General features: G+C 61.3%; 15 protein-coding genes. 9 read left to right on the forward strand and 6 right to left on the reverse strand.

Annotated features, from left to right (window positions below; all coding sequences use genetic code 11):
• Positions 1–152 precede the first annotated feature (152 nt).
• The 4 genes from BLO49_RS09795 to BLO49_RS09810 all read right to left on the reverse strand — a co-directional run bounded on the left by BLO49_RS09795 (position 153) and on the right by BLO49_RS09810 (position 4,745).
• A complete protein-coding gene (locus tag BLO49_RS09795) occupies positions 153–1,367 on the reverse strand; it encodes a nitrate/nitrite transporter (RefSeq protein ID WP_090647729.1) in 1,215 nt (404 codons plus the stop codon).
• 77 nt (positions 1,368–1,444) lie between these two features.
• Positions 1,445–2,665 (reverse strand): alginate export family protein, encoded by a 1,221-nt coding sequence (locus BLO49_RS09800; RefSeq protein WP_245678971.1) that lies wholly within the window; start codon positions 2,663–2,665, stop codon positions 1,445–1,447.
• A 341-nt stretch (positions 2,666–3,006) separates the two neighbouring features.
• A complete protein-coding gene (locus BLO49_RS09805) occupies positions 3,007–4,146 on the reverse strand; it encodes an ABC transporter substrate-binding protein (protein WP_090647732.1) in 1,140 nt (379 codons plus the stop codon).
• Positions 4,143–4,745 carry an ANTAR domain-containing response regulator gene (locus BLO49_RS09810; protein ID WP_090647734.1) on the reverse strand — a complete coding sequence of 201 codons (603 nt, stop codon included), beginning with the start codon at positions 4,743–4,745 and terminating at the stop codon, positions 4,143–4,145. Before BLO49_RS09810 ends, BLO49_RS09805 begins: the two co-directional genes overlap by 4 nt.
• A gap of 162 nt (positions 4,746–4,907) precedes the next feature.
• Between BLO49_RS09810 and BLO49_RS09815 the strand changes: the two genes are divergently transcribed.
• Positions 4,908–6,008 carry an ABC transporter ATP-binding protein gene (locus BLO49_RS09815; protein WP_090647737.1) on the forward strand — a complete coding sequence of 367 codons (1,101 nt, stop codon included), beginning with the start codon at positions 4,908–4,910 and terminating at the stop codon, positions 6,006–6,008.
• On the opposite strand, the gene BLO49_RS09820 is transcribed toward BLO49_RS09815, so the two are convergent.
• The gene (locus BLO49_RS09820; RefSeq protein WP_090647740.1) at positions 5,992–7,515 is read right to left on the reverse strand and encodes a tryptophan halogenase family protein; all 1,524 of its coding nucleotides are present in this window, start codon (positions 7,513–7,515) and stop codon (positions 5,992–5,994) included. The genes BLO49_RS09815 and BLO49_RS09820 overlap by 17 nt on opposite strands.
• Before the next feature lie 24 nt (positions 7,516–7,539).
• Positions 7,540–8,901, reverse strand: a complete 1,362-nt coding sequence (locus BLO49_RS09825; protein ID WP_090647743.1) for a GH1 family beta-glucosidase — start codon at positions 8,899–8,901, stop codon at positions 7,540–7,542.
• A gap of 146 nt (positions 8,902–9,047) precedes the next feature.
• Between BLO49_RS09825 and BLO49_RS09830 the strand changes: the two genes are divergently transcribed.
• The 8 genes from BLO49_RS09830 (at position 9,048) to BLO49_RS09865 (ending at position 19,638) form a co-directional block, all read left to right on the forward strand.
• The gene (locus BLO49_RS09830) at positions 9,048–10,529 is read left to right on the forward strand and encodes a glucoamylase family protein (RefSeq protein ID WP_090647746.1); all 1,482 of its coding nucleotides are present in this window, start codon (positions 9,048–9,050) and stop codon (positions 10,527–10,529) included.
• Positions 10,529–11,800: a sugar ABC transporter substrate-binding protein gene (locus BLO49_RS09835; protein ID WP_090647749.1), complete on the forward strand. Its 1,272-nt coding sequence runs from the start codon at positions 10,529–10,531 to the stop codon at positions 11,798–11,800. The genes BLO49_RS09830 and BLO49_RS09835 overlap by 1 nt, the downstream gene beginning before the upstream one ends.
• Positions 11,797–12,690, forward strand: coding sequence for a carbohydrate ABC transporter permease (locus BLO49_RS09840; protein ID WP_220083721.1), 894 nt, complete (start codon positions 11,797–11,799; stop codon positions 12,688–12,690). The genes BLO49_RS09835 and BLO49_RS09840 overlap by 4 nt, the downstream gene beginning before the upstream one ends.
• A complete protein-coding gene (locus tag BLO49_RS09845; RefSeq protein ID WP_090647752.1) occupies positions 12,687–13,508 on the forward strand; it encodes a carbohydrate ABC transporter permease in 822 nt (273 codons plus the stop codon). Before BLO49_RS09840 ends, BLO49_RS09845 begins: the two co-directional genes overlap by 4 nt.
• Positions 13,505–14,215, forward strand: a complete 711-nt coding sequence (locus BLO49_RS09850) for a carboxylesterase family protein (protein ID WP_090647756.1) — start codon at positions 13,505–13,507, stop codon at positions 14,213–14,215. Before BLO49_RS09845 ends, BLO49_RS09850 begins: the two co-directional genes overlap by 4 nt.
• Positions 14,216–14,220: 5 nt before the next feature.
• A complete protein-coding gene (locus tag BLO49_RS09855; protein WP_090647759.1) occupies positions 14,221–16,491 on the forward strand; it encodes a glycoside hydrolase family 3 N-terminal domain-containing protein in 2,271 nt (756 codons plus the stop codon).
• Between the two features lie 187 nt (positions 16,492–16,678).
• Positions 16,679–18,199, forward strand: coding sequence for a tryptophan halogenase family protein (locus BLO49_RS09860; RefSeq protein WP_090647761.1), 1,521 nt, complete (start codon positions 16,679–16,681; stop codon positions 18,197–18,199).
• A gap of 419 nt (positions 18,200–18,618) precedes the next feature.
• Positions 18,619–19,638, forward strand: coding sequence for a LacI family DNA-binding transcriptional regulator (locus BLO49_RS09865; RefSeq protein WP_090648282.1), 1,020 nt, complete (start codon positions 18,619–18,621; stop codon positions 19,636–19,638).
• Positions 19,639–19,689 lie beyond the last annotated feature (51 nt).

Raw genomic sequence — 19,689 nt, forward strand, 5'->3', positions numbered from 1 at the left:
TTCAGAAGCGCGAATGTGGTTGATCGACAGTGATCAGATCTATGAGGCTACGGCAAAAGCGGAGATTGTCAACACGGAAAATGCGGTTATCCGATTTTGTGCGATGCGAAGGCAATCTCCTCCCCCGATAAATCAGGGGAGGATCAAGGGGCTCAGATCTTCGCATCCGCCGCGCCGAAGACGTGCCAGGTGGTGCGCCAGCGCTTCTTGACGTAGCTGAGGCCGCCGAGCGCCACCAGGGCGAGGGCGGCGAAGCCCAGCAAGCCGATCTGGTAAGAGCCGGTGGCCTGCTTGGCCAGGCCGAGCGAAGCCGCCAGATAGAAGCCGCCAATGCCGCCGCACATGCCGACCAGGCCGGTCATGATGCCCATTTCGTTACGGAAACGCTGTGGTACAAGCTGGAACACCGCGCCATTGCCCATGCCGAGCGCGCCCATGCCGACGATCAGCACGCCCACGGCGGTCCAGATGGTCGGCATACCGAAGCTGAGGACAGCCAGGCCCGCAGCCGCCACCATATACATGACGCTGAGCGTCCGGATGCCGCCAATGCGATCGGCCAGCGCCCCGCCGATCGGACGGACGAGGGAGCCGACGAAGACGCAGGCGGCGGTAAAGAAGCCGGCGTGGATCGGATCGATGCCGTATTCGCTGTTGAAATAGATGTTAAGAGAGGAGGACAGGCCGACAAAGCCGCCGAAGGTGACGCCATAAAAGAACATGAACCACCAGGCATCGGGCTGCTTGAAGATGCTGAGATACTGCGCCGTGGTTTTGGCAGGCGGCTGGTCGGGTGCATCCTTGGCCATAACCATGTAGAGGACGAAAGTGATGATCAGCGGGATGGCGACCAGGCCGAATACGCTCGTCCAGCCGAACATCTTGGCAAGCGTCGGGGCAAACAAAGAGGCCAGCACCGTGCCGGAATTGCCGGCGCCGGCGATGCCGAGGGCAACGCCTTGATATTTGGGCGGATACCAGCGTGAGGCCAGCGGCAGGGCCACGGCAAACGAAGCCCCGGCCATGCCGAGCACCACGCCGAGCGCCAGCACGCCGCCATAATTATTGATATGCATCAGCCAGGCCGCCAGAAGTCCGGCAATGACGATAAGCTGCGCCAGGGCGCCGGTTTTCTTGGGGCCGATGCGATCGACCAGCACGCCGTTGACCACGCGCAGGACGGCGCCGGAGAGGATCGGTACGGCGACCATGAAGCCTTTTTCGGCCGGTGTCAGGCCGAGCGTCTTGGCGATCTGGACGCCGAGCGCGCCCAGCAGTACCCAGACCATGAAGCTCATGTCGAAGTACAGGAAGGAAGAGAAGAGGGTGGGGGTGTGCCCCGATTTTAAGAAGTCCCTGGAAATCATAATGGTTACTTTCGGCAGAGCGCATTCCAGAAAATGTATAGCACTTTTTGGATTAAGATGCGCGTTAAAACAATGAGTTAGAGTTTGTACTGCAAGGCGATCCATGTCTTGCGCCGTGAAGCGGGCGCGGAACCGCCGGCGGAATCGAAATCGGCGTATTTTACGAGCGCCGAGAGATGCGGCGTGAGGGCGATAGTGGCGACCGCGTCCCATTCCCGGCCCAGTTTCTGATCGAGGCGTGCGGTCGTCAGGTCATGATAGACGAGGCTTAAAACCGGCTTCAGCTTGGCGGGTAAGGCCAGGCTCAGGCTGTAGCTCAGGTCGTCAATGCCGTTGACGGTCGTCTTGTTGCCGCCGGTGCCGGAAAAAGCGTCCGAAAAGCCCTGGAAGGCATGGTTGGTGCCGAGCGGGGTAATAAAACCGACCGTGCCGTTGCCGCCAAGGGATTCGTAATTGACCTTGAAAGTGGCGAGACCATAGGTGGCGCCGGCCTCGACCATATATTCCTGCAAGTCGAAATTGGCTGGGTTGTTGCCGTAGTCGGTCTGGCGCGCATACTGGCCGGTATAGGTAAGTTTCAGGGTGCCGGCCCTGGCGGCGCCGGCGGCACGCAGGCCCCAGGTATTGGTGGAGGAAACAGCGGCATTGTCGAAATCGAGCGCGTAATCGAAGGCGGTCAGTTTCAGGCGGTCGCTGAAGGCATAGCTGGCATTGAGCACCCAGCTATCCGAATCCCAGTCCTTGCTTTCGGCCAGGACGCGATTGATCTTGCTGAGATAGGCCAGGCTGTATTTCAGCTTGCCGAAGCCGCTGTCCAGACGAATACCGTCCATGGTTTGCTCGTCCTGACGCCAGCCGACATTGCCGATAAAGCGGCCGTCATCGAGAATTATGCGCTGGCGGCCGGCGGTGAGTGTGGTCGTGGTCGTCGGGGTCCAGACGATCTGGGCGCGGTTCAGTTCGGTGACTTCCGGATCGGACACGACCGGGTAGGCCGTCTTGCCGTTGGTGGTCGAGTTGTAATCGCTGGTCAGGGCCGTGACGTTCTCGAATTCGACCAGGAGCTTGAGGTGGTGGACCTCGCCGGTCTGGACGCCGATGCGATTGCGCCAGGTCAGGGCGTCGGCCTTATTGGTGAAGCCCTGTTGCTCGACCTGCTCGGAGCGCAGATTTGACTCGACGATCGGCTTTGAGGCTGCCAGCGCGGTGCTGAAGCTGTCTTCGGCCTGTGCCGTTCCGGCCACGGTTAGGGCCGTGAGAACCGTCAGGGCCGTTGTTTGGTAAAGTGAAAATTTCACGCCATATCCCCGGTTGAAAGCAAAAAAAACGTCCCAGCCGTGACCACCGTTGCCGGTGAACATGCCTGAGACGTCATTGTCTGATATAGGCCCCGCGCGCCGCCATTGGCACACCGGGCCGAAAGTCTGGCGATCTCCATTGATCGCCTGTGCAGAATTGGCAGGCTGTGGGCCGTCGTCAATCCTTATTCGGAATATATTGCGATGCGAAAAAGTCTTGCGTTAAAAATATCACAAATACCGCCGTTCACGAGCTTTTGTGATGGCCCGTAGATATTGCGATTGCGAAGTGCATCTGGTTTCATTTGATATCACAAGTTCGTGATATCTTGTTCCGGAGATCAGGCGCAGCGGAAGACGCCGCCATCGAACAACTGGTTGGCGGGCATGAGGATATTGTGCGGTTTTGCGGGAATTTCCCAGCCGGCCGGCTGGCCACCCTCGGTTTTTTCGTCGGCCAGGGGGCAATCCAGTCCCAGCGGCGCGGCGGCTTCGCGCCACAGGTCGGGCCGGTAGACGTGCCGCGCCAGTTGGTCGAAATCATGGTCGGGTGACAGCATCCCCCAGCGCACCATCTGGCCCATGAACCACTTGGCGTGACTGATCCACGGGAAGGTGGCGGTCTGCGGATCAAAGGTCAGTCCGCTGCCATCCAGCGCCAGCTCGATGGCTTTCCACGGCGCATTGACCGAAGCCGTGCGGGCCAGAATGCGGATCAGGTCTTCGCGGTGCGCAGGTGTGCTGGCCCATTGTCCGGCACGCAGCAGGGCGCGGGTGAGGGCTATGGTCGCCTCCGGATTAGCTTCGGCCCAGGCGGCACGAACCCCCAGCACCTTTTCCGGCTTGAGCGTCCAGTAATCCGGATCGGAGAAGAGAATTTCGCCATGGCCGTTCAGTTGCGCCGCCTGTGGCCAGGGCGAGCCGGAACAGAAGCCATCGATCACCCCGTCCTTGACCATGTCGGCCATGCGGGACGGCGGCACGACAATCCACTGGATCTGGCGTTCCGGATCGAGCCCGGCCGAGGCCACCCAGTGGCGCAGAACGAAATGGTGGGGCGACCAGGTGAAGGGTACGGCAAAGACCAGCCGGCCCAGACCTTCCTTGCGGCGGCGTTCGACTTCACGCGCCAGCAGACGGGCGCTGCCGAGGAGCGAAGTATCCAGCTTGCCGCCATCCTCCAGCCGTGCCTTGAGCTTGGCCGAGACCAGCACCGAATTTCCATTGGCCCCCAGGGCCATCGGCGCGATGATCCGGCCCATAGAAGGACCCAGCCCCAGCGCCGCCGCGAACGGCATGGGCGCCAGGATGTGCGCGGCATCGATCATGCCATAGGCCAGCTTGTCGCGGATGTTCGACCAGTTGGCCTCGCGGATCAGGGTGACGTTCAGGCCCTCGCTGTCATAAAAACCCAGGGCCTCGGCTACCAGGATCAGGGCGGCGTCATTCAGCGGGCTGTAGGCGATTTTGAGTTCGGTCATTGGCTGTCACCCGGTTTCAACAGATCGCTCACCGCCAGGATGTCGGCGGCCACGGCCTGGATGGGCCGGCCGGTATCCATGGCATGTTTGCGAAGGGCCTTGTAGGCATCGTCTTCGGAGAGATTGCGCGAGGCCATCAGCACGCCCTTGGCGCGGTCGATGGTCTTGCGGGCGGCGAGGTCGGCCTTGGCCTTGTCGAGATCCTTGCGCAACCCTTGAGTCACGGCAAAGCGCTGTGCAGCCACGGTCAGGATCGATGAAATGCGCTTCGGATTGAAGCCATCGACAATATAGCCGGCCACGCCGGCCTCCAGCGCCTTTGCCGTGGCGTTGTCGTCGGAGCGGTCGACGAACATCACCACCGGGCGCGGCACCTGTTCGTTGGCCACCTGCAGGGCTTCCAGCATGTCGCGGTCCGGACTTTCGCAGGCGATGATGACCATGTCGGGATCGAAATCACGCAGCATCCGCAGTTCGAAATGCCGCTCCTGGCGGATGACGGTCTCCTGGTCGCCATTATCCGCGCGAACACCCTCCGCCACCTGTTCGGCGCGGGCTTCGTCGGGATCGATGATAAGCACATTGACGGTCTTGGCCATTCGGAAAAATGTTAGCGCCTGCAAAATAAATTTGGCAAGGCTGTTTGCGGCAGCCAGGGGCTATTCCGGTAACAGTTTGATTTACATCGTTTACATGATGTGATGAGCTTGTGAATTCTCGGTTCGCCGCGTAGTCTGGCCAAAAAGGCGGGAATATACAAAGTGGCGAATGTCGCGTTAATTGGGCTGGAAAAGGCATTCGGGACGCAGACCGCCCTGAAGGGAATCGACCTGGCCATTGCCGACGGTGAATTCCTGGTCATTGTCGGGCCATCCGGCTGCGGCAAGTCCACGCTTTTGCGCGTTATTGCCGGGCTTGAGGCGCCGACCGAAGGTGATGTCCTGATCGAGGGACAAAGCGCGTTGTCGCTGTCGCCCGCCCAGCGCGGCGTCGCCATGGTCTTCCAGTCCTATGCCCTCTATCCGCACCTCAATGTACGCGACAACATGGCTTTCGGCCTACGCATGGCCAAAAGACCGGAAGCCGAAATTACGGCAGCGGTGGGCCAGGCGGCGACACTGCTGGGTATCGAAGACCTGCTTGACCGGCGGCCAAAAGAACTTTCCGGCGGCCAGAGGCAGCGCGTGGCCATCGGCCGCGCCATTGTGCGGCAGCCGCGACTGTTCCTGCTCGATGAGCCCCTGTCCAATCTCGATGCCGGCCTGCGCGTCCATATGCGCCACGAATTCGCCCGTTTGCACCGAGAACTGAAAACGACGATGATCTATGTCACCCACGATCAGGTCGAAGCCATGACCCTGGCCTCGCGCCTGGTGGTACTCAATGGCGGCGCGATTGAACAGGTCGGCACACCGATGGAGGTCTATGAAGCGCCGCGCAACCTGTTTGTGGCCTCCTTCCTTGGGTCGCCGCGCATGAACCTGCTGGCGGGGGAAATAACCGCCATAACGAAGTCGGCGGTCAAGGTCAGGCTGGTGTCAGGCGATGTGGTGTCGGCGGCGGCCGAGGCCGGCCGGGCCCATATCGGCGACCGGATAACGCTCGGCGTGCGGCCGGATGCCTTGGCCATCGGCAAGGGGGCGAATGGGTTCAATGTCACGGCCGATGTCGTCGAGACCCTGGGCGGGATGCAGGCGGTCTATGGCCTGATGGCAGGCGTCGGCCAGACGGTCTGTGCGCTTTTGCCCGGCGGTCATCCGGTCAGGCACGATGACACATTGCGATTATGTTTTGCACCGAGCGATGCCTATCTGTTCGATGCCGACGGACAGGCCTTTACCCGGCTTAAAGCGCGCGCCTGAGCAGGGCGGAAAGCGCCGCCTCATGCGTGGGCGCCGTCAGGGCCGCCTGGCGGATGCCCTCGGTGACGTCGCGCAGGATCGCACGGGCCTTGTCTTGTGGCACGAGCGCCGCCAGCGGATCGGCCGCATCCGGTACGACGCCCAGTCCGTCATAAATGGCCATCCAGCTTGCCGGTTTGAAAAAGTCGTAATAGTCGGCGAACAGCTTGCCCTGCTGGCGGAAAACCTCGCTCTTGGCAGAGAGGCTGTCCGGAATATCCATACCTGTGACATATCGCCAGAAATCCGTGTCACGGCGCGGAGAGGCTTTGTAGTGCAGGATCAGGAAGTCGCGGATTTCTTCGATTTCCCGGACCGAACGGGCATTGAAACCCTGGCTCAGGGTTGCGCAGTCCACCGTGCGCGGGAAATAATCGAAGAAGCGGAACAGGTTGGCGAAGATCAGGTGGATGCTGGTCGATTCCAATGGTTCGAGGAACCCGGACGCCAGGCCGAGCGACAGGCAGTTCCGCAGCCAGGGGTGCCGACGCCTGCCGGGCGTAAAGCGGAGCAGCCGAGGTTCGGCCACCGGCGCGCTGTCGACCGCATCGGTCAGTGTCTGACGGGCCGTCTCGTCGTCGCAGAACCGACTGGCATAGACATAGCCGTTGCCGAGCCGCGACAGCAGGGGAATACGCCAGGTCCAGCCGGCGGCGCGGGCGGTGACCAGGGTATAGGGTGCGATCGGTCGCAGGCCCTGAGTCGGCATGGCGACGGCCCGGTCGCATGGCAGCCAGTGCGACCAGTCTTCATAGTCTGATCCCAGGGTCTTCCCGATCAGCAGGCCGGCAAATCCCGAGCAATCGATGAAGAAATCTCCGGCGATCTCACGGCCATCGGCCAGCCTCAGACCGGCTATGTCGCCCTGGTCATCCTGGGTGACCTCAATGATCCGGCCCTCGATGCGCCGCACGCCCTTGGCCTCGGCATAGCCGCGCAAGTATTGCGCCACCTTGCCGGCGTCGAAATGATAGGCATAGCCTGCCATATAGAGCGGTGAGTTACCGTTCGTCGTGGGCTTGGCGAAACGGTTATGCAGCGCCAGTTGCGCCGACATGCTGAGGTCTGACAAGGGAGGGACGGGCGCTCCGGCGATCTTTTCACGCAGCCAGTGCTGAAACAGCGGCAGATTGTCTATGGTCGGCCCGAGTTCACCGAAGCCGTGGAAAAAGTCGCTGCCGGGGCCGCTCCAGTCCCTGAAGCGGATGGCCAGCTTGTAAGTGGCATCGGTGGCGTCGACAAAATCGGCTTCATCGATATTCAGGTAACGCAGCATGTCCTGAATGGAGGGGACAGTGGCTTCCCCCACGCCGATGGTGGGGATATCTTCGGATTCGACCAGGCTGACCTTTTGGGGGCCTGGCGTGCGCAACAGCAGGCGCGCCAGGCAGGCGGCGGCCATCCAGCCGGCGGTGCCACCGCCGACGATGACGAAATGATCGGCGCCGCGCGCCTGTGCTGTGCTCATCTGTTTCCCCGGAAGACATGATTGTCAGGTGGTGTCGGGACTTTCGCCAAGGCATTCACCGTGGCTGGCGATCACCTGTGAATAGAAGCGGGCGCTGTCCTTTGGTGTGCGCGCCTGCGTCTCGAAATTGACATGGACAAGGCCGAAGCGCTTGGCATAGCCCAGCGACCATTCGAGATTGTCCATGAAGGACCAGGCCATGTAGCCGCGCACATCGACGCCTTTGGCGATGGCCTCATGCAGGGCCAGAAGGTGCGTACGCAGGTAATCGACCCGTTGTGGATCGTGTACCTGACCATGGGTAGCTGCGGGCGGATCAGGGAAGGCAGCGCCGTTTTCGGTGATATAGAGCGGGATGTCGCCATAGCGTTGCCGTATCCACAGGAGGGTATCGGTGAGCCCTTGCGGAAAAACCTCCCAGTTCGTCTCGGTATAGAGGGCGCCGGGTTGACGGACGGGCATAGCCCTCAGCAGGTCATCCGCCGCGTCATGACGCACCACGGCGCGGGTGTAGTAATTGATGCCGAGGAAATCGAGCGGCTGGCGGATCAGGTCGAAATCTGCTTCCGGCCAGTCGGGCCAGGCGGGGCCGAATATCTCGCGCAAGGGTAGCGGATAGCGGCCGAGCAGGGCCGGATCGAGATATTGCTCGTTCATGTAGGCCGAGGCGCGGTGGGCGGCCGCCATGTCTTCCGGCGTGGCGCTGGTGGCATATTTCGGCTCGATATTGACCGCCAGCCCGATCTCATGCCGGCCGGTTTCCCTGTAGGCTTTGACCGCCGCGCCGTGCGCCCGCATCAGGTTATGCGAGGCGATCGGCGCCTCGAAGCGGTTGCGATGGCCGGGGGCAATGGTGCCGCGCAGATAGCCGCCGTCACTGACGACCCACGGTTCGTTGATCGTGATCCACTTTTTCACCCGGCCGTCATAAGCCCCGAACGCCACGCGGGCATATTCGGCGAACCAGTCGGCCGAGTCGCGGTTGAGCCAGCCGCCCTTGTCATCAAGCGCGGCGGGCAGATCCCAGTGAAACAGGGTGACCATCGGCTCGATACCGTGGGCCAGCAGTTCATCTATCAGGTCGGAATAGAATTGCACGCCAGCGGCATTGATCCGGCCAGTCCCTTCGGGGAGAATGCGGGCCCATGACAGGCTGAAACGATAGGCCCGCATCCCCAGGTGTGCCATCAGGGCGATGTCTTCGCGGAAGCGATGATAATGATCGCAGGCGATATCGCCATGGTCACCGTTCGCCATCAGGCCGGGGGTGTGGGCGTAGCGGTCCCAGATGCTGGGGCCCTTGCCATCGGCTGCGGGCGCGCCCTCGATCTGGTAGGCGGCGGTGGCGCAGCCCCACAGAAAGCCTTTCGGAAAGCGCCGCGACATGGCCCCCACATCCTCCGTGTTTCAAAGTTCTTATGCGGCCTTGGTAGCACATATGTCGGCGTTGACAACAAATTTGTAAGCGTTTACAGCCGGAGGTCAAGCGGACCTTGAAGGGCCGTGGAACAGGCATCAGAACAGGGAAAACAATGGTTTCGCGTAGCGGCTTCAGTCGTCGTAACTTAATGCTGGGCATAGGCGCAGCCGGCCTGCTGGCGGCCTGCGCCCGGCCGCAGACGGCACCCAAGAATGTCGAATTCGATGCGCGACTGGCTGACCTGCATCGGCGCACCTTCACCTATTTCTGGGAAACGACCGATACCAAGACCGGCCTGGCGCCCGATAACTGGCCCAATCCCGATTTCTGCTCGATCGCCGCCACCGGCTTTGCCCTGACCGCTTATGCCATCGGCTGCAAGAGCGGCTATGTCAGCCGGTTCGATGCCGCCGAACGGACGCGCACGACCTTGCGCACCTTCTGGAACGGCCAGCAGGGACCGGCCGCCGAAGGGATGATGGGGCATAAGGGGTTCTTCTACCACTTCCTGCATATGGATACGGGGCTGCGTTACAATAAGGTCGAGTTGTCGAGCATCGATACCGCCCTGTTCCTCTGTGGCGCCCTGACGGCTGCGGCTTTCTTCGATGGCAGGAACGCCATCGAAACCGAGATCCGCGACCTGGCCATAAAGCTCTATGAGCGTGTCGACTGGACCTTTATGGCCCGTGAAAATGGCCTGGTCAGCATGGGGTGGCACCCTGAACCCGGCATGAAGGACCATGATGCCAAGGGCCTGATCAATCGCAATTGGGACCGTTATAATGAAGGCATGATGATCTATCATCTCGGCATGGCGTCGCCGACCCATCCCCTGCCGGCTAAGGCTTGGGAAAGCTGGACGGCCACGCTCGATACCTGGGGGAATAATTTTGGCGAACCGCATCTCGGCTTCGCCCCGATGTTCGGTCATCAGTACAGCCATGCCTGGTTCGATTATCGTGGCATCGCCGACGCCTTTATGCGCGGCAAGGGCATCGACTATTTCATCAATTCGCAGCGCGCCACGGCGGCCCAGCGCAAGTATGCTGTTAAAAACCCAGGCGGCTTCAGGGATTATGGCGCCGATATATGGGGACTGACCGCATGCCGCGGACCGGGTTACGTGAAGGCCAAGGTGAATGGCCGCGAGGTCCAGTTCCAGGAATATGCCGCGCGGGGACCACAGACGGGCGACAAGGAGGGAATGGACGACGGCACGATCGCGCCGACCGCCGCCGCCGGATCGGTAATGTTTGCGCCCGATATCTGCGTACCAGCCATCCATGCGATGCGTGACCGCTATGGCTCTGATCTTTATGGCCAGTACGGTTTCATGGACGCCTTCAACCCCAGCTTCCCGGCAGATCTGCCGTCGAAGACCGGTGTTCACACCGAAAAGGCCGGCTGGGTTTCAAAGGAACATCTGGGTATCGATCAGGGACCGATCCTGATCGGGCTGGAAAACTATCGCTCTGGCTTCGTCTGGGATATGTTCAACAGAAGCGCCGTCACCGGTCCGCTGGTGAAGAAGGCATTTCTGGCGGCGGGCTTCCAGCCCGTGGCCGAGGCAGGGAACTGGTTGAAAGCCTGATGAGCACGGACCGGCGCAGGTTTGGACTGGCATTGGCGTCGCTAGCGGCCGCCGCGCCTGTGGCCTGCGCCAAAAAGCATGAGCCGCTGCGTATCTGGGCCATGGGGCTGGAAGGTGAGGCACTGGGCGCGATCGCCGGTGATTTCGAGGCGCAAAACCCGGCCGTTCCGGTGCGGGTGCAGGCCCTGCCGTGGGGGGCGGCGCATGAAAAGCTGCTGACCGCTTTCGCCGCCGATAATCTGCCGGATGTAATTGCGCTGGGGAACACCTGGGTATCGGAATTCGCCGCCCTTGGCGCGCTGGAACCATTGAACAGCCGCCTGTCACGGAGCAGCATCACGCCTGACCGCTGGTTCGATGGGGCGCGCAAATCGGTTACGCTCGACGGGCAGGTGCTGGGCGTGCCGTGGTATGTCGATACAAGGCTGCTGTTTTACCGCACCGACCTGCTGCAAAAAGCCGGATTTGATGAGCCGGCAAACACATGGGCCGGCTGGGACGCGCAACTGGCGGCACTTTCCGGCGCGTGCCGCGGCGGCAAATATGGCCTGCTGATGCCCTTTGCCGAATATGAACCGCTGGTGGCCTTCTGCCTGCAGGCTGACGCGCCGATCCTGATTGACAGCGATACACGCGGCGGCTTCCGCCAGCCTGGCATCCGCGACAGTTTCGCCTACGCGGCATCGCTGTATCAGCGGGGCTATGCCGCGCGCCTCACCCATTCCGAGGTGACGGATGTCTATTCGTCATTCGCGCGCGATGATTTCGCCTTCATCATCACTGGCCCGTGGAATCTGGCGGAATTCGCCAGACGCCTGCCGGCCAACTTGCAGGACCGGTGGGCCACGGCGCCGTTGCCCGGACCGCACGGACCGGGGGAGTCCTCGGCCGGCGGGGTGTCGCTGTGCATCCCGCGCGCATCGAAACGTAAGGACAGCGCCTTCCGTTTTATCGAATATCTGTGCGATCCGCAGCGCCAGGCCGATTTTTACAGGACCACGAGCGATCTGCCGGCCGACCGGGGCGCCTGGTTACGGACCAGCCTGATGCACGACCGGCGGTCACTGACCTTCTTTGATCAGCTCAACCGCACCCGCCCGCCACCGCAGGTGCCGGAATGGGAGCGTATCGCCAACGAGATGGTGGCGGCGCTGGAGCGCGTGGTGCGCGGCATCACGACGCTTGATGCCGCCTTGAAAGGGCTGGATGAATTCGCTTGGACGCTTCTGGCCAAGCGGCGCGCCATGCTCGAACTGAAGGGCGTGGCATGACGACCTTGCGCGCCTTCATGCGGGAGATATCGCCGGGCCATGTCTTCGTGGCGCCGGCCATGTTCGTGCTCAGTGTCTTCTTCCTTATGCCGGTGTTGGGTGCGCTGGTGATGAGTTTCACCGATTTCGACCTCTATGCCCTGGCCGACCTTAAAAACCTGCGATTCATCTGGCTTGGCAACTATATCAACCTGATGCAGACGCCGCTGTTCTGGAAGGCGTTCGGCAATACCTGCTATTTCGCCCTGGTCGGCGCGCCCCTATCGATCGCCGTGTCGCTGGCCATGGCCATGCTGCTCAATGTGCCGGGCGTGGGGCTCAAGGCGCTTTACCGCACGGCCCTGTTCGCGCCCTATGTAGCGACGCTGGCCGCCGCAGCGGTGATCTGGCGCTATATGCTGGATGCGCAATATGGCTGGCTCAACCAATTCCTGATCGTCATCGGCCTGCAACCGATCGACTGGCTGGGCAATCCGCACTTTTCCATGCCGGCCATCATCCTGTTCTCAGTGTGGAAGAATTTCGGCTACAACATGCTGATCCTGCTGGCGGCCCTCCAGCGCATTCCGGATGATCTTTACGAAGCTGCCCGCGTTGATGGGGCAGGGGGCTGGGAACGCTTCATTCATGTCACCCTGCCGGGCGTGGCGCCCAGCCTGTGGATGGTGGCCTTGCTCACCGTGGCCGGCTATTTCCAGCTCTTCGCCGAACCCTACGTCATGACCCAGGGCGGGCCGGCGCAATCCACTGTAAGCCTGCTCTATTTCATGTACGAGGACGGCTTCAAGTGGTGGAACCTGGGCCATGCCTCGGCCACGGCCTTTATCCTGTTTGCGGTGCTGATGGGCCTGTCTTTCCTGCGGCCGAAATCGGAAGAGGTGTTCGCATGAGGAATGCCCTCCAGAAAATATCGACCACGGGCCTGTTGATTGCCGCCTCATTCATCGCCGTCTTTCCGTTGTTGTGGATGGTGTCTATGTCCTTCATGCCGGAGGCCGAGGCCAATGCCTTCCCGGCGCGGCTGTTTCCGCACGATCCGACCCTGGCCAACTATGCCGACCTCTTCGCCCATCAGCGCATGGGCCGCTTCCTGTTCAACAGCCTGCTGGTGGCCTCGCTGGCGACGGTCCTGTCACTGGCGTTCAATGTGACCGCCGGTTATGCCTTCGCCAAGCTGGACTTTCGGGGGCGTGAGAAGTTGTTCCGCTTCCTCCTGGCGGTGGTGGTCATCCCCGGTCAGTTGACCATGCTGCCCTTGTTTTTCCAACTCAAGACGCTCGGCCTGCTTAATTCTTACGCCGGCGTGGTGGTGCCCTTCATGACCTCGCTGTTCGGTATTTTTCTCGTCAGGCAATATGCGCTCGGCCTGCCCGATGAAATGCTGCAGGCGGCGCGCGTCGATGGCGCCTCGGAATGGATGATCTTTCGTAAGATTGTTCTGCCCAACCTGTCGCCCATTATCGTGACCCTGGCTGTGTTCACCTTTCTGGCCGCCTGGAATGATTTCCTGTGGCCGCTGATCGTGCTGTCGGACGATCACAACTATACCCTGCCTCTGGCCATTGCCTCGCTGTCGCAGGAACATATCCAGGATTCCGGCATGGTCATGGCCTGTGCCACGGTCACCATCGCACCGGTGATATTGCTGTTTCTGGCGCTTCAACGCCATTATGTAAGGGGACTGCTAGCGGGCAGTGTTAAAGGATGAGAGCTTTCATTATCGCCTTGGCGGCCCTGGCCCTGACGGGCTGCGCCACGACCCGGCCGGATATGCTGGCCAGGGGCGCGACGGCTGAAAAGGTCACGCTCAAGGACGGTTCGACCGTGCAGTACATGCAGTATGTGCCGGCCAGCTATCATGGTGGCAAGATGCCGGTGATTGTCTTCCTGCATGGATCGGGTGAAGCGGGCAGCGATGTTACGCGCGTTATGGGGCCGGGGCCGTGGGCATATGCCCGCGACCATGCCGACTTCCCGTTCATCATCCTGGCGCCGCAGCAGTGGCGCGACGAGGAATGGGAACCGAAAAAGCTGAAGGAATGGTTGGATAATGTCGAGGCGCATATCCCGGCGGACCGAAAGCGCATCTACCTGACCGGCCTGTCGCTCGGCGGCGGTGGCGCCTGGGACTGGGGCATGACGCAACCCAGGCGCTTTGCCGCCATCGCGCCGGTCTCCGGTTATTCGAACCTGAAAACCCCCTGCAAGCTGACCGGTAACCATATCTGGGCTTTCCACGGCGAGGTCGACGACGTGGTGCCGATCCGCGATGAGGAAGTGCTGGTCAGCGCCGCGAAAGCCTGCGGCATCGACATTAAATATACCATCTATCCCGGCGGCAATCACAACGCCTGGGACGCCACCTACGCCAATCCGGACCTCTACGCCTGGTTCATGGATCATAAAAAGGAGTAACGCTCATGACCGCCTTTACCCCCTCCCGCCGGTTTTTCCTGAAAGGTGCCGCCGCAACCGCCGCCCTGGTGCCGGTGGCAGCGCCCGGTTTTGCCAGGGTAACGCCCGCCGCCGATCCGTTCATTGAAAAGCTTATCAAAAGCATGAGCCTTGAGGAAAAAGCCGGCCAGCTTTCGATCTATGGCGACACCACGCGCTTTGACGGCCCGCCGATCAACCCGACCTCGGAGCAGGCGCAGGGTAAGGAAAAGGTCAAGGCCGATATCGCTGCCGGTAAAATTACCGGCCTGTTCAACGGCATCGGCGTGGCCGGCGGCCGCGAACTGCAACAGGTGGCCATCGAGCGGTCGCCGCACAAAATTCCGCTGATTTTCGCCGGCGACATCATCCACGGCGTCAAGACGACCTTCCCGATTCCGCTTGGTGAATCCGCCAGTTGGGATACCGACCTGGCCATGCGCACCGCGCGGGCCGCCGCTCTGGAAGCGACGGCCAAGGGGCTGCACTGGACCTTTGCGCCGATGGTTGATGTGGCGCGGGATCAGCGCTGGGGCCGCGTCGCTGAAGGGGCAGGAGAGGATACGTACCTCGGCATCCAGTTGGCGAAGGCGCGCGTCAAGGGCTTCCAGGGTGACAGCCTGAAGGCTGAAACCTCGGTGGTGGCCTGCCCCAAGCACTTCGCGGCCTATGGCGCCGTTCAGGGCGGGATGGAGTACAACACCGCCGATATCCCCGAAACCACTTTGCGCGAAGTCCATCTGCCGCCGTTCAAGGCCGCCTTCGATGCCGGGGCGCTGACCACCATGTCGTCCTTCAACGATATCGCCGGTGTGCCCTCGACCGGCAATCATTACCTGCTGACCGATATCCTGCGCGGCGAATGGGGCTTCAAGGGGCTGGTGGTTTCGGACTACACCTCGGAAGAGGAACTGATCCTGCACGGTTTCGCCGCTGATGGCGCCGATGCCACGGCCAAGGCGATCAATGCCGGTTGCGACATGGGGATGCAGTCGGGCCTTTATATGAAATACCTGCCGGACCTCGTACGCTCGGGCAAGGTAAAGCTGGCCGTGCTCGATGAGGCAGTGCGCCGGGTGCTTTACGTCAAGAAGGCGTTGGGCCTGTTTGAAAATCCCTATCGGTCGCTCGATCTCACGCGTGAGCAGACAGATATCCGCCGGCCGGAGACCGTGGCCCTGGCGCGCGAAGCCGGACGCAAGTCGTGCGTGCTGCTGAAGAACGAGGGCAACCTGTTGCCGCTGCCGAAGTCAGGTAAAAAGATTGCCCTGATCGGCCCGTTTGGTAATGACAAGGCCAATTGTCCCGGTCCGTGGGCGGTCTTCCCCGATGTGGAATCCTGCGTCACCTGGGAGGCCGGCTTCCGCGCGGTGATTGGCGATGCCCTGACCGTAGTGAAGGGCTCGGATGTCGAGGCGCCGATCGAAGGCGGCATAGACGCGGCGGTTAAGGCGGCGAAGGCGGCCGACATCGTCGTGCTGGCCATCGGCGAGGCGGCGAACATGTCCGGCGAGGCGCAATCACGCGTCGATATCTCCATCCCCGCGCCGCAACTGGCGTTGGCCGAAGCCGTGGCCGCGACTGGCAAACCGGTGGTGGTTCTGCTCAAGCATGGCCGCGCCTTGGCCCTGACCGGGGCGGTGAAAGAGGCACCGGCTATTTTGGCCACCTGGTTCCTCGGTTCGGAAGAGGGCAATGCCATTGCCGATATCGTCTTCGGCGATTATGCGCCGCAGGGTCGTTTGCCTGTCAGCTTCCCGCAGGCGTCGGGGCAGGAACCCTTCTACTACAACCACCGCATCACCGGCCGTCCGCAGATCAGCGACGACAAGAACTTCAAGGCGCGCTACCGCGAAGTGACCAATGAGGCGCTTTATCCGTTTGGCCACGGCCTGAGCTATTCGACGGTTTCCTACGGCACCACGGCGGTCAATGCGCCCACCCTGGCGATGAATGGTCAAATCAAGGTGACCGCGATCATCAGCAATACCGGCAGCCGCAAGGTGCATGAGGTGGTGCAGCTCTATATTCACGACAAGGTGGCCTCGATGACCCAGCCGATCCGGGCGCTGAAAGGCTTCCAGCATTTCGATCTGGAGCCGGGCCAGAACACGACGGTTGAATTTACCCTGACGGCCGCCGACCTCGCCTTTGTTCATCCCAACCTGAGAGCCTCGGCCGAAGCCGGCCGGTTCGATGTCTGGATCGCGCCGTCTTCGACCGGCGGCACGCCGGCTTCGTTTGATTTGATAGCTTAATCAAGGAAAGGGTTTATCCACAGATTGCACAGATTAACACAGATTAAGAGGGCGCCTGCGCCGTTCGGACCAATCTTCAAAGGTATGTTTTCGTGTCCTCTCAGGTGAAGGCGCTGACGCGCTTAAACCTTAATCTGTGCTAATCTGTGCAATCTGTGGATTCTCTTAAAATTCAGCACGGGGCCACATGACCAATCCTCCGATCAAAACCATCACCATTGTCGGCGGCGGCACAGCCGGCTGGATGACGGCCGCCTTGCTCTCCAAGCTCCTGATGGGGCGTTACGATATCACTCTGATAGAATCCGAGGAGATCGGCACGATCGGCGTGGGGGAGGCGACCATCCCGGCCATCAAGGTTTTCAACGAGATGCTGGAGGTCAATGAAGCCGAGTTCCTGAAGGCGACGCAGGGCACCTTCAAGCTGGGGATCGAATTTGTTGGCTGGCGTGATGGCCCGCACGACCCGGCCGACAGCTATATCCACGGCTTTGGCAAGATCGGCATAGACCGGCTGTGGCTGCATACGCACCAGTTCTGGCTGAAGATGCGCGAAAAAGGCGCGGTCAAACATTTCGATCATTACGCCATCTGCTGCGCCGCCGCCCGCAAAGGGCGCTTCACGCCGCCCGATCCACGGCGCGGCCCGCCGGTCAGCGATCTCGATTACGCCTATCATTTCGACGCCTCGCTTTATGCCCGTTACCTGCGGACTTTAAGCGAAGGACGGGGCGTGAAACGGATCGAGGGGCGGATTACGCAAGTGAATCTGCGGCCGGAAGACGGCTTTATCGACACGCTTACCCTGCAAAACGGGCACTCGATCGGCGGCGATTTATTTATCGACTGTTCCGGTATGCGCGGCCTGCTGATCGGCGAGGCACTCGGTATCGACTATGAAGATTGGAACGAATGGCTGTTGTGCGATCGCGCCTATGCCGTTCCCTCGGTCAATCCGGCCCAGATTACCCCTTACGTTACCTGCACGACGCGCGATGCCGGCTGGCAGTGGCGCATCCCCCTGCAACACCGCACCGGCAATGGCTATGTCCATTCGAGCGGCTATACCGATGATCAAACGGCGGTCGATACCCTGATGTCCACATTGGGCGGGCCCGCCCTGGCCGAGCCGCGCCTGGTGAAGTTCCGACCCGGCAAGCGGCATAAATCATGGGAAAAGAACTGCGTCGCCATCGGGCTTTCGGGCGGCTTCCTGGAGCCGCTGGAATCGACCAGCATCCACCTGATCCAGACCGGCATTTTGCGACTGTTGTCACTGTTTCCGGGGCAGGGTTTCAATGCCGCGGATATCAGCGAATACAACACCTATACCGATGACGAATACCGCGACATCCGTGACTTCATCATTGCCCACTACAAGGTGACGAACCGCGAGGATACGCCGTTCTGGAAGTACCTCAAACATATGCCGGTGCCGGAGTCGCTCGCCCGCAAGCTCGACCTGTTCCGCTCGTCGGCGCGATTCTTCAAGCGTGGCGCGTTCGAACTGTTCCGCGAGGAAAGTTGGGTGCAGGTGCTGTTGGGGCAGGGGATGACTGCCGGCTACGACCCCAATGTCGACCTGCTGAGCGAGGCGGAAATGATCGGTTTCCTGCGCGATATCGAGGCAGTGATCGACGGCAATGTCAACGCCATGCCGACGCACGACGCCTATATCGCCCGCTATTGCCCGGCGCCGAAAGTGTAAAAAAGAACCCCGCCGGAACAGGAACGGCGGGGCTTAGGGCGCATTCGCTGATAGGGCGGCAGCGTCTGCGTGTCTCTGGTTTGGTGTCCCGTTTTGTTACTCTGGCGCAACACTTGCGCGGTGTTTAGCCGGGATCTGTGGGCGGAACCGGATCGCAAAGGGTAGGGTGTCGGGAGTTGGCCTTGGTTACGCTTTTTATATTCCCTTTAAATTCAGCATATTGATCTGTTTGTTGAGCGTGACTTCAGGCGATTTTACGCCAAAATTTCGTGATCACAAGCGCCAATGTAAGCGCTTGCATAATCGTTGACAAGCGAAATGTAAGCGTTTACGGAGTGGCGTTATACGAGATGCTGCCGCCTTCCTGCCGTGTTTTACCGTGCGGACGGGGAGGCGAAATAACCACCACAGGAGAGATGATGCGGCGCGCCACGCTGAACGATGTTGCAAAGGAAGCAGACGTGTCGATCGCCTCGGCGTCGCGGGCCATCAACGGCCTCGACAACGTCGCCGAAGGGGTGCGGACGCGCGTGCTCGAAGCCGCCGCCAAGCTCAAATATATCCCGCATGGCGGCGCGCGCTCACTAGCCCTGGCCAGGACCAATACCATCGGCCTGCTGCTGCCGGATATCTATGGCGAATTCTTCTCGGAAATCATTCGCGGCGTCGATGTGGCGGCGCGCGCCAGGGGGCTGCACCTGCTGGTGTCTGGCTCGCATGGCGATGTCAAGGAAGCCGTGGCGGCGATCCTGGCGATGTCCGGCCGTGTGGATGGCCTGCTAGTGATGTCGCCTTTTGTCGACTCGCAGGATCTCGGCGCCGTGTTCCCGGTCAGCCTGCCGCTGGTCACCATAGCCAGCCGAATCGGTCAGTCGGGCTACGGCGCCATTACGGTCGATAACTATGCCGGCGGTAAACTGGCGGTCGAGCACCTGCTGGCGCAGGGCTGCACACGGCTGGCCCATATCAGCGGGCCGGAAAGCAATTTCGAGGCGCAGGAGCGCAAGCGCGGCTTCGCGACAGCGGTGGCGACGGCCGGTTCAAAGATCGCACCTGTCACCATTCATGAAGGTGATTTCACCGAGGAGAGCGGTTTCCGCTGCGTGAAGGACATTCTGGCGGCGGCCGATGGTGGCGCGCCCCTGCCGGACGGGATTTTTGTCGGCAACGACATGATGGCCTTAGGCGCCCTGTTCGCGCTCAAGGAAGGCGGCCTGTCGGTGCCGGATGATATCGCCCTGGTCGGCTTCGATGACGTGCCGATCGCGCGCTTCGCCCAGCCAGCCCTGAGCACCCTGCGTGTCGGCGTTTACGAGCTGGGCCGGCGCGGCCTGGAACTGCTGGCCGACGCGCTGGCGAACCCGGACGCCGAACCGGCCGAGGGCATAGTGATTTCACCGGAACTGGTCATTCGGGAAAGCAGCAAACGAACAGGCTGACCACCACACACGGGCTGAAACCTCAAGTCAAAGGCGGGGTTTCAGCCGGCA

It is taken from the genome of Asticcacaulis taihuensis (assembly GCF_900100255.1).
In the GTDB taxonomy this organism is placed as follows: Bacteria; Pseudomonadota; Alphaproteobacteria; order Caulobacterales; family Caulobacteraceae; genus Asticcacaulis; species Asticcacaulis taihuensis.

Excerpts from the sequence above, each read along its gene's own strand:
- BLO49_RS09795 (WP_090647729.1), bottom strand. The coding sequence starts at position 1,367 with ATGATTTCCAGGGACTTCTTAAAATCGGGGCACACCCCCACCCTCTTC.
- BLO49_RS09845 (WP_090647752.1), top strand. The coding sequence starts at position 12,687 with ATGAGGAATGCCCTCCAGAAAATATCGACCACGGGCCTGTTGATTGCC.
- BLO49_RS09825 (WP_090647743.1), bottom strand. The coding sequence starts at position 8,901 with ATGTCGCGGCGCTTTCCGAAAGGCTTTCTGTGGGGCTGCGCCACCGCC.
- BLO49_RS09810 (WP_090647734.1), bottom strand. The coding sequence starts at position 4,745 with ATGGCCAAGACCGTCAATGTGCTTATCATCGATCCCGACGAAGCCCGC.
- BLO49_RS09855 (WP_090647759.1), top strand. The coding sequence starts at position 14,221 with ATGACCGCCTTTACCCCCTCCCGCCGGTTTTTCCTGAAAGGTGCCGCC.
- BLO49_RS09835 (WP_090647749.1), top strand. The coding sequence starts at position 10,529 with ATGAGCACGGACCGGCGCAGGTTTGGACTGGCATTGGCGTCGCTAGCG.
- BLO49_RS09830 (WP_090647746.1), top strand. The coding sequence starts at position 9,048 with ATGGTTTCGCGTAGCGGCTTCAGTCGTCGTAACTTAATGCTGGGCATA.
- BLO49_RS09805 (WP_090647732.1), bottom strand. The coding sequence starts at position 4,146 with ATGACCGAACTCAAAATCGCCTACAGCCCGCTGAATGACGCCGCCCTG.
- BLO49_RS09860 (WP_090647761.1), top strand. The coding sequence starts at position 16,679 with ATGACCAATCCTCCGATCAAAACCATCACCATTGTCGGCGGCGGCACA.
- BLO49_RS09850 (WP_090647756.1), top strand. The coding sequence starts at position 13,505 with ATGAGAGCTTTCATTATCGCCTTGGCGGCCCTGGCCCTGACGGGCTGC.
- BLO49_RS09840 (WP_220083721.1), top strand. The coding sequence starts at position 11,797 with ATGACGACCTTGCGCGCCTTCATGCGGGAGATATCGCCGGGCCATGTC.
- BLO49_RS09820 (WP_090647740.1), bottom strand. The coding sequence starts at position 7,515 with ATGAGCACAGCACAGGCGCGCGGCGCCGATCATTTCGTCATCGTCGGC.
- BLO49_RS09865 (WP_090648282.1), top strand. The coding sequence starts at position 18,619 with ATGCGGCGCGCCACGCTGAACGATGTTGCAAAGGAAGCAGACGTGTCG.